At 46.3% G+C, this 13,137-nt stretch carries 15 protein-coding genes; 13 read left to right on the top strand and 2 right to left on the bottom strand.

All coding sequences use genetic code 11. The features are described 5' to 3' along the window. The first annotated feature begins 82 nt into the window (after positions 1-82). The 8 genes from ACE3K2_RS28090 to ACE3K2_RS28055 all read left to right on the top strand — a co-directional run bounded on the left by ACE3K2_RS28090 (position 83) and on the right by ACE3K2_RS28055 (position 5,428). A complete protein-coding gene (locus ACE3K2_RS28090; RefSeq protein ID WP_421897880.1) occupies positions 83-667 on the top strand; it encodes a DJ-1/PfpI family protein in 585 nt (194 codons plus the stop codon). Next, positions 660-1,238 (top strand): GNAT family N-acetyltransferase, encoded by a 579-nt coding sequence (locus ACE3K2_RS28085; RefSeq protein WP_421897877.1) that lies wholly within the window; start codon positions 660-662, stop codon positions 1,236-1,238. Before ACE3K2_RS28090 ends, ACE3K2_RS28085 begins: the two co-directional genes overlap by 8 nt. Further along, the gene (locus ACE3K2_RS28080; RefSeq protein WP_421897874.1) at positions 1,235-2,116 is read left to right on the top strand and encodes a protein kinase domain-containing protein; all 882 of its coding nucleotides are present in this window, start codon (positions 1,235-1,237) and stop codon (positions 2,114-2,116) included. The genes ACE3K2_RS28085 and ACE3K2_RS28080 overlap by 4 nt, the downstream gene beginning before the upstream one ends. Positions 2,117-2,376: 260 nt before the next feature. Further along, the gene (locus tag ACE3K2_RS28075; RefSeq protein ID WP_421897871.1) at positions 2,377-3,027 is read left to right on the top strand and encodes a GNAT family N-acetyltransferase; all 651 of its coding nucleotides are present in this window, start codon (positions 2,377-2,379) and stop codon (positions 3,025-3,027) included. Further along, a complete protein-coding gene (locus ACE3K2_RS28070; protein WP_421897868.1) occupies positions 3,027-3,497 on the top strand; it encodes a GNAT family N-acetyltransferase in 471 nt (156 codons plus the stop codon). The genes ACE3K2_RS28075 and ACE3K2_RS28070 overlap by 1 nt, the downstream gene beginning before the upstream one ends. Before the next feature lie 67 nt (positions 3,498-3,564). After that, positions 3,565-3,951, top strand: a complete 387-nt coding sequence (locus tag ACE3K2_RS28065; RefSeq protein ID WP_421897865.1) for a hypothetical protein — start codon at positions 3,565-3,567, stop codon at positions 3,949-3,951. Between the two features lie 118 nt (positions 3,952-4,069). After that, positions 4,070-4,852 (top strand): glutamate racemase, encoded by a 783-nt coding sequence (gene murI / locus ACE3K2_RS28060; protein WP_421897862.1) that lies wholly within the window; start codon positions 4,070-4,072, stop codon positions 4,850-4,852. Positions 4,853-4,876: 24 nt separating this feature from the next. After that, entirely contained in the window at positions 4,877-5,428 is a 552-nt protein-coding gene (locus tag ACE3K2_RS28055; protein WP_421897859.1) for a histidine phosphatase family protein, read from the top strand. 67 nt (positions 5,429-5,495) lie between these two features. Here the strand turns inward: ACE3K2_RS28055 and ACE3K2_RS28050 are convergent, their stop codons facing one another. Together ACE3K2_RS28050 and coaA are read right to left on the bottom strand one after the other, a co-directional pair. Next, positions 5,496-5,858 (bottom strand): DUF423 domain-containing protein, encoded by a 363-nt coding sequence (locus ACE3K2_RS28050; protein WP_421897856.1) that lies wholly within the window; start codon positions 5,856-5,858, stop codon positions 5,496-5,498. Positions 5,859-5,919: 61 nt separating this feature from the next. Then, entirely contained in the window at positions 5,920-6,849 is a 930-nt protein-coding gene (gene coaA / locus ACE3K2_RS28045; protein ID WP_421897854.1) for a type I pantothenate kinase, read from the bottom strand. A gap of 195 nt (positions 6,850-7,044) precedes the next feature. Here coaA and ACE3K2_RS28040 point away from each other — a divergent pair, with 195 nt between their 5' ends. The 5 genes from ACE3K2_RS28040 (at position 7,045) to ACE3K2_RS28020 (ending at position 13,132) form a co-directional block, all read left to right on the top strand. Continuing rightward, complete coding sequence (locus ACE3K2_RS28040; protein ID WP_421897851.1) at positions 7,045-7,836, top strand: DUF3891 family protein; 792 nt, start codon at positions 7,045-7,047, stop codon at positions 7,834-7,836. 182 nt (positions 7,837-8,018) lie between these two features. Beyond that, positions 8,019-8,528, top strand: a complete 510-nt coding sequence (locus tag ACE3K2_RS28035; RefSeq protein WP_421897848.1) for an 8-oxo-dGTP diphosphatase — start codon at positions 8,019-8,021, stop codon at positions 8,526-8,528. Positions 8,529-8,555: 27 nt separating this feature from the next. Continuing rightward, positions 8,556-8,921 carry a YybH family protein gene (locus ACE3K2_RS28030; RefSeq protein WP_421898513.1) on the top strand — a complete coding sequence of 122 codons (366 nt, stop codon included), beginning with the start codon at positions 8,556-8,558 and terminating at the stop codon, positions 8,919-8,921. A 242-nt stretch (positions 8,922-9,163) separates the two neighbouring features. Further along, on the top strand, positions 9,164-9,649 hold the full coding sequence (locus tag ACE3K2_RS28025; RefSeq protein WP_421897845.1) for a GNAT family N-acetyltransferase: 486 nt from the start codon (positions 9,164-9,166) through the stop codon (positions 9,647-9,649). A 609-nt stretch (positions 9,650-10,258) separates the two neighbouring features. Next, the gene (locus ACE3K2_RS28020) at positions 10,259-13,132 is read left to right on the top strand and encodes a 2-oxoglutarate dehydrogenase E1 component (RefSeq protein WP_421897842.1); all 2,874 of its coding nucleotides are present in this window, start codon (positions 10,259-10,261) and stop codon (positions 13,130-13,132) included. Positions 13,133-13,137: the final 5 nt, after the last annotated feature.

Here is a 13,137-nt window from a genome sequence, read left to right as displayed (position 1 = left end):
GATTGGGTGAAGGAAGCGATGGAACGGGATCGGAATCAGAAACTTAATCAGGATGCTCCAAATTAAAAAGCGGAGGTTACCAATGAAAATTGCATTCGTTTTGTTTGATGGACTGACTTTCCTTGATTTTGCAGGGTTTTATGATGTGATCAATCGGTTGAATTTCTTTGAGCAAACCAAAGGAACGACGTGGGAAACCTGTGCCATGACAGATCAGGTCACGGATGAGTCTGGCTTAACGTTGAAGGTCGATCGAGTGAAGCCGGATCTGGCAGAGTATGATCTTGTATTTATCCCCGGGGGCATGGGAACGCGTAAGCTTCGGTATGACGAGGCGTTCATAGGCTGGTTGAAACAAGCGGAGGGTGTTCCTTTGAAGGTATCCGTGTGTACGGGCTCTCTTCTGCTGGGTGCGGCTGGATTTTTGTCTGGTAAAAAAGCGACGACACATCCGTATACATATGATCTGCTTCAGCCGTATGTCGCTGAGGTGATCCAGAGCCGGATCGTGCGAGATGGAAATGTCATTACTGCTGGTGGAGTAGCCACGTCCATTGATCTGGGGATCTATGTTGTGGGACTTCTGGCAGGTGAGGAAGCGGCGGCAAATGTAAAACTTCAGATCGATTATCCGTATGAAATGCAGGGAGCGATTGAGTATGAGTGAGGGATATACGCAGGATGGGTATGTCATTCGCAATATCCACCGGGATGAAGCAGACGTATATTGGCCTTTTCGATTGGAAGCACTCAAAACGCATCCTGAAGCCTTCGGGGCTTCCTTCGAATTGTCCATTCAGATCCCCATGAATGAAGTACAGGAACGCATACATAACGAGCCCGATGATTATATTCTGGGGGCATATACAACAGAAGGAGCACTCGCGGGAATGATGGGCTTCAAGAGGGAATATGGTCTGAAGCTCAGGCACAAAGGCATGATCTGGGGCGTCTATGTAACTCCGCAATATCGGGGAAACGGTCTGGCATCGCGATTGCTCCAGGAAGTCCTGGAACGGGGAAGATATCTGGAAGGCATCAAGCAAATTAATCTGAGTGTGGTAACTACGAATGAATCGGCAAGACGTTTATATGAACAATATGGATTTGAAGTGTATGGCATTGAGCGTAACGCTCTGGAAGTGAACGGGCACGGATATGACGAGGCACATATGAATTATTTCTATACAGAGCAATCAACATCCATTGAAGATGGCTCCACAGGAGGAGTCCTATGACAGATCAGGTTGAACTTGAGATCGATGGTGTTTCGTTTGTTTTAAAAGAAGCTCATTCCTTGGATTGGTTACGGCCCATGGGTACGGTATTTCGCGTATTTGATCAGCAGGATTCAGGTAATCTCTCCTTCGGTATCGTGCAAAAGGATGGCAAGAGATTGTTCGTAAAGTATGCGGGAGCACATACCATTCATGCGAATCATACAGGGAGTCCCCCGGAAGCCATTCGTAATCTGAAATCCTCTGTTTCCGTTTATGAAGATTTGGCGCATGACACGTTGATTCGACTAACGGATCACTTTGCAACGGACCAAGGGTATGTCTGTGTATTTGATTGGGTGGAGGGAGAGAATCTCCATAACCACTGGAAGTTTCCGCCTCCGGCCAAATATGAAGATCCTCGTTCGCCATACTACCAGTTCAGACAACTTCCGGTGAAGACGCGGATTGGCGCGATGGAGCAGATTCTTGATTTTCATATCGAAGTGGAGCGGAGAGGTTATGTGGCTGTGGATCTGTATGACGGCAGTCTGATCTATGATTTTGAGAGAAGCTTCATGAAAATTTGCGATATCGATCTGTATCGAAAGGGCTCTTTCACCAATACCATGGGTCGTATGTGGGGGTCTTCCCGTTTTATGTCTCCGGAGGAATTTGAACTGGGCGAACGCATAGATGCAATTACCAATGTATTCAATATGGGAGCCATGGCGTTCGCGCTGCTGGGCGGGGAGAAAGACCGTTCATATGATAGATGGAATGCCGGAGAGGCTTTATATCAAGTTGTGATTCGTGCGGTGAATGCTGATCGGTCCCAGCGGTATGAAACGATTGCAGAACTCAGTGAGGCATGGAAACAAGCTGCGGTACAAAGGTAAGGAGTGGCGTGTGCGATTTATTCGCAATTATGCAAAATCGATTCGTATGTGCGAGTGAAATCCCGTATAATGGAAATTATTAAGGGGGTGCAGACGATGTGCAGATATGCCATGTCAGGACCATACAAAGAGCAGCAGGAAGCAGATCAAGGCAGTGAAGGCAAACGATTATTGCAAAGGTTAACGTTATAGTTATGGTTCCAATATCGAACCTGTCGTCTATGGAGATGTTGAAAATACAGGCGAGCACCTTATATACAATGAACGAGCAACAGCGTCTAGTAAGCATTAACGAACCGGGTGGTGGGCAGGCACCAGCCATTTTTATTGGGATGGCTTCTGCCGGTTCACTCATCTATTACCATGAGCAGTTACCGCCGGATCTAATGAATGAGTTGGGGAAGGAATGCAAGCTTCCATTGGATATTCCCAAACTGATTCGCAAGGTGGGAACCTTTGAGCCAGTTCATCGTGTGTGGATGGGGCCAGCGTATGCTTTTCCTGAAACCTCCGACGAGTGGAGTCAGAACGTACAACGAATTGGTCAGGACCACTGTGATTTGCTGGCAGAGCATTTCCCTGAATTAACAGATCACTTGCATGAAAAATGGCCTGTTTACGCTTATGTGATTGGTGATTCTGCTGTGGCAGTATGCTGCTCTGCAAGGCTCTCCGATCATGGGGCGGAAGCGAGTCTATATACGGCAACTGGTTATAGGGGACGCGGGTATGCAGCGGAGACAGTAAAGTGCTGGCAGCATGATGTCAAGGAGCGTGGACACCTACCGATCTACAGTACATCTTGGGATAATCTCGCTTCACAGCAAGTTGCCCGTAAACTGGGATTAATTCAGTTCGGTGTGGATTTCAGTATCACAACTGTGGAGTTGAGGAAAGGCTGTGATGTCTGATGATCCGCACTTTCGTACAAAAGGATCTGCAGTATGTCATTGAAGCGCATATCCGAATCTATCGAAACGAGTATAATTATGATCAGAGCTTTGCTGAATTTATCACCCATGCGGTGAATTCGTTTGGATGCTCAGGCAATCACGCGAGGGAGATGTTATGGGTTGTAGAGTTAGATCAGACAGCTTCCGGTTCCATAGGACTTACTCAGGTGAATGAAAATATGGCTCAACTGCGCTGGTTTCTGATCGAACCGGAAGCGCGTGGTGCAGGGTGGGGCCGGAAACTTATCGAACAGGCAGTTCTTTTTGCAAAAGAAAAGGGCTACACGTCTGTGATCCTGTGGACCAATGCGTCTTTAATCAGCGCGCGGATATTATATCAGTCCTTCGGCTTTAAAGTGATGGAAGTCCGTAAGCAGATTCTGTCAGGCCAAGAGCTTACCGAAGAAAAATGGGAACTTGCTCTGTAACTGGGACTGAGATTTAGGCATTACAGACCAACCTGTTGCGTTAACTCGTTGTTGAAGGAGTGGTACAGTGAATCGCAGAAGACGGATTCTGGGTTTGTTATCCGTATGTACTGCACTGACGGTAGCCGCGTGTTCGACTCAGACGGAAGAACAAGAATTATCAGCAACCATTGAAAGCAACCTGCAGCAGATGGTTAGCGACCCTGTCCTCCTGACCAGCAGCAATCCCAATGATTACATTGCTGGTAACCGGGAGGCTTACGAGGATATTCTGAATACGGGTGAGGCGGGACGGATTCTCCTGTTACAGCAACTCGAATCCAGTCCTGAGAATGGTCTGAAGGAATGGATTATGGCTCAGGCAAGTACTGAACTGCTTGGGGAGCATAACCCTGTAGAGGCGTGGCATAGTGGCAAGGACTGGCTCAGGCAGTATAAAATGAACGTAGAATAATGGTTCATCTCATCCATAGTATCTGATGAGCCGGAAGTACAAACCTCACCTCCAGTCAGCATGAGCAGCATTGAGAGGTTCTTGGAACCCGAAAGAATACATTATAGAGGTGAAATTCTTGAATAAGAAAATTGCTTTTTTTGATTCAGGCATCGGTGGGTTAACCGTGTTGCATAAGGCATTACAACAGTTTCCGGAAGAACAGTTTCTGTATTATGCAGATACATTGCATGTCCCGTATGGAACCAAGTCTGCGGATGAGGTTAGAGGGCATATTTTTGAATGTGTGAAAGCCATCGTTCGGGAGGATGTTCAAGCCATCGTGATTGCTTGTAATACAGCAACAAGTCTCGCTGTGAAGGATCTGCGCGCCAAGTACGATATCCCGATTATTGGCATGGAGCCTGCGGTGAAACCAGCCGTGGAGATGAATCGGGATAGTGGAAAAAGAGTGCTTGTATTTGCCACGGCCCTCACCTTGAGCCAAACCAAGTATAACGAACTGGTATCGCGTGTCGATGATCACCACAGTGTGGATTCCATTGCGCTGCCAGAACTTGTGGAATGGTGTGAACGGCTGGATTTTGATCCCAATAAAATCGCTGATTACTTCCGGTTCAAGTTGGCAGATCTCGATCTTCATCGGTATGGCACAGTGGTGCTGGGTTGCACGCATTATCCATTCTATACGTCCATTCTGCGCACGGTTCTGCCAGATCATATACAGATTATTGATGGCAGTACAGGCACGGTGAACCATCTGAAGCAGCGGCTTGGACTGGTGGCTCAGCATGGAGACAGAACAGGGGAACAGGTCACTTTCCTCAGTTCAACTGGCCGACCGGAAGAGCAGGAAAAGATGTACAGGGCACTTCAATATCTTGAGAAGAACTCCATGTAGGTAACACCATAGGAGGTGATAGCTATGCAGTCCATCTATCTTATCCGTCACGCCAGGGCCACAGGTCAGGAACCGCATGCAGAGCTTACCGATGAAGGGATCAGGCAGGCCGAGAAACTTGCCGATATCTTGGCTCATCATGCCATAACGTATATTGTCTCCAGTCCATGGAAAAGAGCCGTCCAGACGGCTATGCCATTGGGCATAGCCACGTTGCAACATATACATACGGATGAACGTCTCCAGGAGAGGGTACTTAGCTCACTCGATCTGCCTGACTGGATGGATGTACTGCAACGTACATACGATGATGTGGATTGGGTGGAAGAAGGCGGGGAATCTTCGAGAAACGCAGCTGCAAGGGGACTGGAACTATTGGAAGAGTTGTGGAGCAGACCGGAACAGCACGGGGCTGTGGTTACCCATGGGAACTTGTTGTCACTGCTGATTCGGGAGTATGAACCATCCTTTGGCTATGAAGAGTGGGCCAAGCTTTCTAACCCGGATGTGTATGTGCTGGAGCGACAACGGCCAGATGCGGGATTGCCCACCATTCGAAGAATTTGGACAGATTGAACAACAAAAGAGTGCTCCAGCGATAGTACATCAGCCAGAACACTCTTTTCGTTTATCCAAGGCATATTTATAATGCGGCAATTATGATCATAACCCATCCAGCCAAAAATGCGACTCCGCCAAGTGGGGTAATGGCTCCCAATTTGCGAACACCCGTTACACTTAAAGCGTACAAGCTGCCCGAGAACAGGATGATTCCAGCGAACATCAGCCATCCGGCGAGCATAACCAGTGAAGAGGATTCGAGACGGTCTGCCAGCAAGCCGATCAGGATGATCCCAAGTCCGTGAATGAGGTGATATTGAACGCCGGTTTCATAGATTTTGATCATGTCAGCGGATAGTTTGCGTTTGAGCGCGTGTGCGCCAAAAGCACCCAAAGCCACAGCCAGAAACATCATAATACTGCCAATTATAATCAGGGTTTGCAATGTGTTTTTCTCTCCTTTTAAGGGTAATTAGATACAACATCAAGGTGTACACGCTTGTTGTCTAGAGTTTGCGCAATTGAATCTGCCCAATGGAGTGATCAGCTTCCTTTTTCAGAATCAGTCTGGCACGCCCTTTGGTTGGCAAAATGTTTTCATGCAGGTTTTTCGCATTGATATCCTGCCAGATCTGTTTGGCGGTACGCACGGTTTCTTCTTCATCAATATTGGCGAATCGTTGATGGAAAAAGGAATCCGTGTTCTGGAACGCTGTATTGCGCAGCAGCTTGAAACGCTCAACGTACCAATGTCGTATATGCTCTTCTTCCGCATCGATGTAGATGGAAAAATCGAAGAAATCACTGACCAGCAAAGGGGTTTCTTTTTTGATCTGGAGTACATTGATACCTTCAATAATGAGAATATCCGGTTGACAGATCTGCTTCTCTTCCCCTTGGATGACATCGTAGGCGAGATGAGAGTACACCGGTGCTTTCACTTCGGGCTTGCCTGATTTCACATCGCCCATGAATTGAATCAGGGATTTGATATCATAGCTTTCCGGGAATCCCTTGCGATTCATGATGCCCTTCTCTTGCAGGACGGCGTTGGGATATAAGAAACCGTCGGTGGTGACCAGGTCAACCTTGGGTTTATTCTTGCCTCTGGCGAGCAGTGCCTGAAGCAAGCGAGCGGCTGTACTTTTGCCCACGGCAACACTTCCCCCGATTCCAATGATGTAGGGGGTGGGGAGAGCTTCTTTTTTCATAAAGGAGGCCGTCAGTTGATTCAGCTCTCGTGAAACTCTTGCATATAGGTCAATAAAGTGGGTCAGAGGCAAATATATATCTTCGACTTCTTGAATCGATACCTCTTCATTCAATCCCTTTAACTGTTCTAATTCGGCTTCCGTCAGTGGAAGAGTGGTCTGATGTTCTTTAAGTTCAGCCCATTCCTTGCGGTTAAACTCGATGTAAGGAGAGTATAAATTCATGAGATCCCGCTTTCTGTATGTAATATAATTGTGGACACAACCTTTAGTGTACCAAATTTCAGGAAACTGACAACACCTTTACATTGGACCATTCCATATTGTCTTTTGTCCAAAGGGTACGAAAATCAACTTATAGGAAAGTTTAACCCAATTTATGTTAAAGTCAACGTATACCATGCGGAAGGGTGACAGCAAATGATCGTATATGAGAGAGAGCATGATTTTGTTTTGACCGCACAGCATGAGCATGGAATAGTAGCCGGAGAGATGGCTTCCCACTGGAAAAGTGAATTATTAGCCGATTCTGCGCATCGGGACGAATTGATTCTAGCGGCCAAAGAACATGACCGGGGCTGGATTGAACTGGATTCGTCTCCGTTCTGGAATGATTACAGTCAATCGCCGTATTCGTTTCGTGACTTTCCATTGCGTCCGCGTTTTGTATTCTATCAAAAAGGCATTGAAGAAGTTCGTCAGAACAACCTCTACGCCGGATTATTGTGCAGCTTGATGTATACGGAGCTGTTTCAGAAAAATCTGGGTGCCAATGCGCAGGATGATGAAGACATCCGGGAATACCTGAACCAAGAACGTGAACATCAGTTGGATTGGGAGAAACAACTTGGTGGTGATGCTGAAGCACTGAAACAGAGGCTGCAAAGCGATGTGGAAATCATGTTGTTTTGTGATCAGTTAAGTCTGTTTCTCTGTATGGAGGAACCTGGAACACCTGCTGAACGTTATGATTTTTTTGCAGAAGGTCTCAGTTGTACGTTTGATGCCTGTTCCAGGCAACCGATTCAGGCAGAGTGGTTATCCAATGAAAAAGTAGGCCTGTCTTTTTTTCCGTTTGATGAGGATTTTACGGTTGTGTTGCCTTATAAATCGGTGCCAAAGGCAAGCATCCGCAAATTCGGTATGCAACAGGCTTATCGCCGGGCTGAATGGAAGGAACGCCGGGTGTTGATTACGGAATTGAAAGGATAACTGGAAACTCCAAGCTTGGGGAACGAGCAGCATAGAATATCAAAAAACAGGCGGGCTTCTGATGTACAGGGCGTCCGCCTTTCGTATGCATAAATCAGAGTGGGAATAAAGCAGGAAAACACAGGTTATTCCCAGAAATGTTAGTGTACAGCAGAGAAGTGCACATTAGCAGGAGGACGAATATGGACACCAGAATAGAGATATTAACAATGTGTATGGTATGGGACAAAATGAATGATCAGGTGTTACTAATGAATCGGCCGGATCGCAAAGGTTTTCCGGGATACATTGCTCCTGGGGGGAAGGTAGACTTTCCGGAGAGCATCGTGGATGGTGCCGTGCGGGAGGTTCTGGAGGAGACGGGTTTAGCTGTTAATGAGATTACGTACAAAGGACTTGATGAGTTCTGTGATCCCGAACAAGGATTGCGGTACATGGTATTTAACTATCTGGCGACTTCATTCGAAGGTCAGTTATTGCAATATCCGCCCGAAGGCGAACTGTTATGGGTGCCTATGAAGCGGGTTTTTGAGCTGCCTATGCAGGATTGGTTTGCCGAACGTATCCCGCGTTTTTTCCAAAAAGGTACGTTTGAGCGGAGTGTGATCTGGGAGAAGTCATCCGGACGTACGCTGCAAGAGACATTTATGGTATATAGTGATTCAGTTCTTGAACAGAGTGAGATCCGATAAGATAAAACGTCAGAGGGAGGAAAAATGATGGGATATCAGCATGCCCTGCAAGGATACATTGCGGCGACGAATACACATCAGTTTGATGAAGTAAGCAAATGGTTATCACCACATGCCGTCTATTGGTTTACGGGAACGTCCTGTACTACCCCTAATGAAATTCGGGCTTATTTTGAGAATGCTTGGGAAACAGTCAAGGAAGAAGTGTATAGTGCTGAAGATGTAAAGTGGATTACGACTAGCAAAGATCAGGCCGTATGTATTTATACCTATCACTGGAAAGGAATTTATCAGGGAGAGTCTGCTCATGGAAAGGGCCGGGCAACAAATGTCTTTGTTGCTGGGCCTGATGGGGAATGGAAATTAATCCATGAGCATTTAAGCTTGGGTTGAAATAAAAATAATGCCTCATAATGTATCATCCATATCTATATATTTATATCCAGATATTATGATATAATGAAGGTTACTATTTTTATGGGAGATGACTAGTCTGTGAGTAATAGTGTGTGTTCAATAGATTGAGAAAACTAGTTTGTTGAAATGAAGCGTAATATATTTGTGGATCCGCCATACATAGGCTGCTGCAAACAAGACGTAAATGACTATTGTACGATGAAAAGGTGGAGATTGGCATGAAATTGTCGTTCCGGATTTTGGACTGGGAAGAAGAGAGACCGTACGAACTCTTATTGATGGCTGATCCTTCAAAAGCAATTGTGGATGAGTACCTGAGTCGGGGTGTTTGTTTTATTGCAGAGTATGAAGGAGAGATGGTTGGGGAATTCGTATTGCTCAAGACTCGTCCGGAGACTGCGGAGATTGTTAATATTGCCGTACAGGAAGAACTGCAGGGACAAGGTGTAGGCAAACATATGATTAAGGAAGCGATGGAAGCAGCACGCAGATTGGGCTGCCGGATTCTGGAGATTGGGACGGGCAACTCCAGCTTTCATCAATTGAAGTTATATCAACGTTGCGGTTTTCGCATTATCGGGGTCGACCGCGATTTCTTTGTGAGGCACTATGAGGAAGAGATTATTGAGGAGGGTATCCGCTGTGTGGATATGATCCGCTTGGCCATAGATCTGGATGATGTTACAGAGGTCGAAGACAAATAAGAAGTATTTACTGAATCCAAAGAAGCTGCTCGGATAATTCGTGTCTGAGTAAGCTTTTTTCAGTTGGTCTCCTGAAGAGACTCCCAATTATTTGTTGAATGTGATGTCAATTGGTTAATGTTTAACTGGACGGTTTGTTTTTGAACAGAATGGACCACAATTCAATTAAGGAGGTAAAATGGGAGATCGTATGCCTATTTTGTTGTAATTCAGCGTTCGCTGTTCTACCTAAATTGCTCGATTTATTCGATTCATCTAATTTATGCATCAATTGAGCTAAAAATAGGAAATGCTCCTGAGCGTAAAAGTTTATAGAATAGATATTAGAACACGGACTTCACTTGAAGAAGAGGAGAAAGTGTAACCTTCGAACGGATCAGGACAGTATTCGACATCTGTGCGACGGTATATATAATCATTGTTTTACTTTGATTTTGAAAACGCAGACAAACCTTGACGGGAGCGTCGGACTAACGTTACTACCACCAACAGCACGATTATTGGACTTCATGAAAAATTTAGCTTAAAATGTTGAACGAACGCAAATTACGGCTTAGTCAATGATTTCCGTCAAAAACTTATGACTAAATCAAGACGGAGGGAACGTCGATGACGATCGTGGAAGGCAACAAGAAGCCCTGGGAAAGTTACTATGGCCCCAATATGGGATACGTACAGGAACAATATGAATTATTTGCTCAAGACCCTGGTTCGGTTACACCGGCCTATCGTGAACTTTTTGAACAATGGGGTGCACCGCCGATGTCTGGCAAGGATGCACGCACAACCTCGAATTCCGGTAACGCCCAATCGGCTTCCGGGAACGTAGACATTCAATTATTACAGAAAGCGGTTACAGCGGGTAAGCTGGTATGGAACATCCGTACCTATGGTCATCTTGCTGCAGATATAGATCCGCTTGGAATCAGTGAAGATACAGATACATCTTTGCTGGAGCCTCAGCATTTTGAATTAAACGAAGAAGATCTTAAAGCTTTACCTGCTTCCCTGATCTGGGAAGGTGCAGATGGACAGACAGCAACCGGATGGGATGCAATCCAACGCTTGCGTCAGATATACACTGGACCGATGGCCTATGAATTCGGCCATGTACACGAAGTTCAAGAACGTGAGTGGTTGAATCGCCGTGCGGAATCCCGTACTTCACCAGCTCCGCTTACGCCGCAAGAACGTAAAGCTTTGCTGGAACGTTTGGTAGAAGTTGAGCAATTTGAAGATTATCTTCACAAAACATTTGTTGGACAGAAACGTTTCTCCATCGAAGGTAACGATGTGCTTGTACCTATGCTGGATGAAGCTGTTCGCATTATGGCAGAAGCGGGATCAAGCCACATTCTGATGGGGATGGCCCACCGTGGACGGTTAAATGTACTGGCTCATGTTTTGGGCAAACCGTATAGCAAAATTTTCTCTGAATTCCATCATGCTCCGAATAAAGATTTGGTTCCATCGGAAGGTTCAACTGGAATCAACTACGGTTGGACGGGGGATGTCAAATATCATATGGGTGCGAACCGTTTTGTAAAAGACGGGGAAACTGTACAGGCTCGCCTTACACTGGCGAATAACCCGAGCCATCTGGAATACGTCAATCCGGTTGTTCAGGGGTTTGCACGTGCTGCTCAGGATGACCGTCGTGACCCTGGATATCCGAAGCAGGATGTGACAAAGGCAGCGACCATTTTGATGCACGGTGATGCAGCATTCCCGGGAGAAGGGATCGTTGCAGAGACACTTAACTTCAAAGCTCTGCCAGGATATCAGAATGGCGGAACCATCCATATTATCGTCAACAATCGTCTGGGCTTCACGACAGATAGCAGTGATTCCCGATCAACGTACTACGCAAGTGACCTTGCTAAAGGGTACGAAATTCCGATTGTGCATGTGAATGCAGACAATCCGGAAGCTTGTATTGCAGCCATTCGTATGGCAGCAGAGTATCGCAATCGTTTCAAAAAGGATTTCCTGATCGACTTGATCGGTTACCGTCGTTATGGCCATAATGAGACCGATGATCCCGAAACGACTCAACCTATCGTTTATGACAAGGTGAAAAACCATCCAACGGTAAGCCACTTGTATCAGGATCAGTTGAAGCAGGATTCAGTTATCGATGATGCGTCCATCACGAGCATTCGCGATGGTGTAACGAACAGATTAAAAGAAGCTTATGATCAGATGAAGAAAAATGAAGTACATGAATATTACCAACGGAAAATTAGTGAGCCAGAAGCGGTTACGATTGTGCCTACTGCCGTACCATTGGAGAATCTGCGCAGCATTAATGCGGACCTGCTGAAATGGCCTGAGAACTTCAACGTGTATCCGAAGTTACAGCGCATTTTGCAACGCCGGAGCACTTCTCTGAACGAAGGGGAAAAAGTGGATTGGAGCCTTGCGGAGACACTCGCATTTGCAACGATTCTGGCAGATGGCAAGCCAATTCGGATTAGTGGACAGGATGCCGAGCGCGCTACATTCGCTCATCGGAATCTGGTACTGCATGATTCGGAGAATGGAGCGAAGTTCTGCCCATTGCATCACTTGCCACAGGCAAGAGCATCCTTTGCCATCTATAACAGTCCGTTGTCTGAAGAATCCGTTGTTGGATTCGAATACGGATATAACGTATATTCACCAGATACACTGGTGATCTGGGAAGCTCAATTCGGGGATTTTGCCAACTGTGCACAGGTTATTTTTGACCAGTTTGTATCCGCGGGTCGTGCCAAGTGGTCTCAAAAATCCAGTCTGGTGATGTTGCTTCCACATGCGAATGAAGGTCAGGGACCTGAGCATACAAGTGCCCGTCTTGAACGCTTCCTTCAGCTTTGTGCAGAAGACAATATGACGGTTGCCAATTTGTCGAGTGCTTCCCAGTACTTCCACTTGTTGCGTCGCCAAGCTTCGTTGACTGAAACGGAAGACGCTCGTCCACTTGTGATGATGTCACCGAAAAGTCTCATTCGGAATCCGCGTGTTGCATCACCGGCAGTCGAATTCAGTGAAGGCAAGTTTGAGCTTGTGCTTGAGCAAGCCGGACTGGGTACTCAGCCAGATCGCGTAGAGCGCATTATTTTGTGCAGCGGCAAGATTGCCATCGACCTGGAAGATGCTATTGAAAAAGATAAAGCAGATTGGTCATGGCTTCACATTATCCGTGTGGAACAGTTGTATCCGTTCCCGGCAGAAGAGATCAAACGTGTACTGGCACGTTTCAGCAATGTGAAAGAACTGGTATGGGTACAGGAAGAAAACAAAAACATGGGTGCCTGGACTTATATGGAGCCTCGTCTTCGTGAAGTCGCCCCGGAAGGCACAACCGTTAGATACGAAGGTCGTCCGGAACATGCAAGTCCTTCCAGCGGTTATCAGCTTGTGCATAGTATGGAACAGCAACAGATTATTACATCTGCGTTGAAACAAACGACGAAGAATAATATTCCACTGGGGAGGTAACAGCT

Origin of the sequence: Paenibacillus sp. (assembly GCF_048976745.1) — a bacterium.
Classification (GTDB): domain Bacteria; phylum Bacillota; class Bacilli; order Paenibacillales; family Paenibacillaceae; genus Paenibacillus.
The sequence above is the reverse complement of the archived record's forward strand: the minus strand, read 5'-3'. Positions and strand labels throughout refer to the sequence as shown.

What these genes read in the sequence shown, in the direction of transcription:
- ACE3K2_RS28090 (WP_421897880.1), top strand. Translation starts at nt 83, where the DNA reads ATGAAAATTGCATTCGTTTTGTTTGATGGACTGACTTTCCTTGATTTT.
- ACE3K2_RS28020 (WP_421897842.1), top strand. Translation starts at nt 10,259, where the DNA reads ATGACGATCGTGGAAGGCAACAAGAAGCCCTGGGAAAGTTACTATGGC.
- ACE3K2_RS28075 (WP_421897871.1), top strand. Translation starts at nt 2,377, where the DNA reads ATGAACGAGCAACAGCGTCTAGTAAGCATTAACGAACCGGGTGGTGGG.
- ACE3K2_RS28055 (WP_421897859.1), top strand. Translation starts at nt 4,877, where the DNA reads ATGCAGTCCATCTATCTTATCCGTCACGCCAGGGCCACAGGTCAGGAA.
- coaA (WP_421897854.1), bottom strand. Translation starts at nt 6,849, where the DNA reads ATGAATTTATACTCTCCTTACATCGAGTTTAACCGCAAGGAATGGGCT.
- ACE3K2_RS28070 (WP_421897868.1), top strand. Translation starts at nt 3,027, where the DNA reads ATGATCCGCACTTTCGTACAAAAGGATCTGCAGTATGTCATTGAAGCG.
- ACE3K2_RS28085 (WP_421897877.1), top strand. Translation starts at nt 660, where the DNA reads ATGAGTGAGGGATATACGCAGGATGGGTATGTCATTCGCAATATCCAC.
- ACE3K2_RS28040 (WP_421897851.1), top strand. Translation starts at nt 7,045, where the DNA reads ATGATCGTATATGAGAGAGAGCATGATTTTGTTTTGACCGCACAGCAT.
- ACE3K2_RS28030 (WP_421898513.1), top strand. Translation starts at nt 8,556, where the DNA reads ATGGGATATCAGCATGCCCTGCAAGGATACATTGCGGCGACGAATACA.
- ACE3K2_RS28025 (WP_421897845.1), top strand. Translation starts at nt 9,164, where the DNA reads ATGAAATTGTCGTTCCGGATTTTGGACTGGGAAGAAGAGAGACCGTAC.
- ACE3K2_RS28035 (WP_421897848.1), top strand. Translation starts at nt 8,019, where the DNA reads ATGGACACCAGAATAGAGATATTAACAATGTGTATGGTATGGGACAAA.
- ACE3K2_RS28080 (WP_421897874.1), top strand. Translation starts at nt 1,235, where the DNA reads ATGACAGATCAGGTTGAACTTGAGATCGATGGTGTTTCGTTTGTTTTA.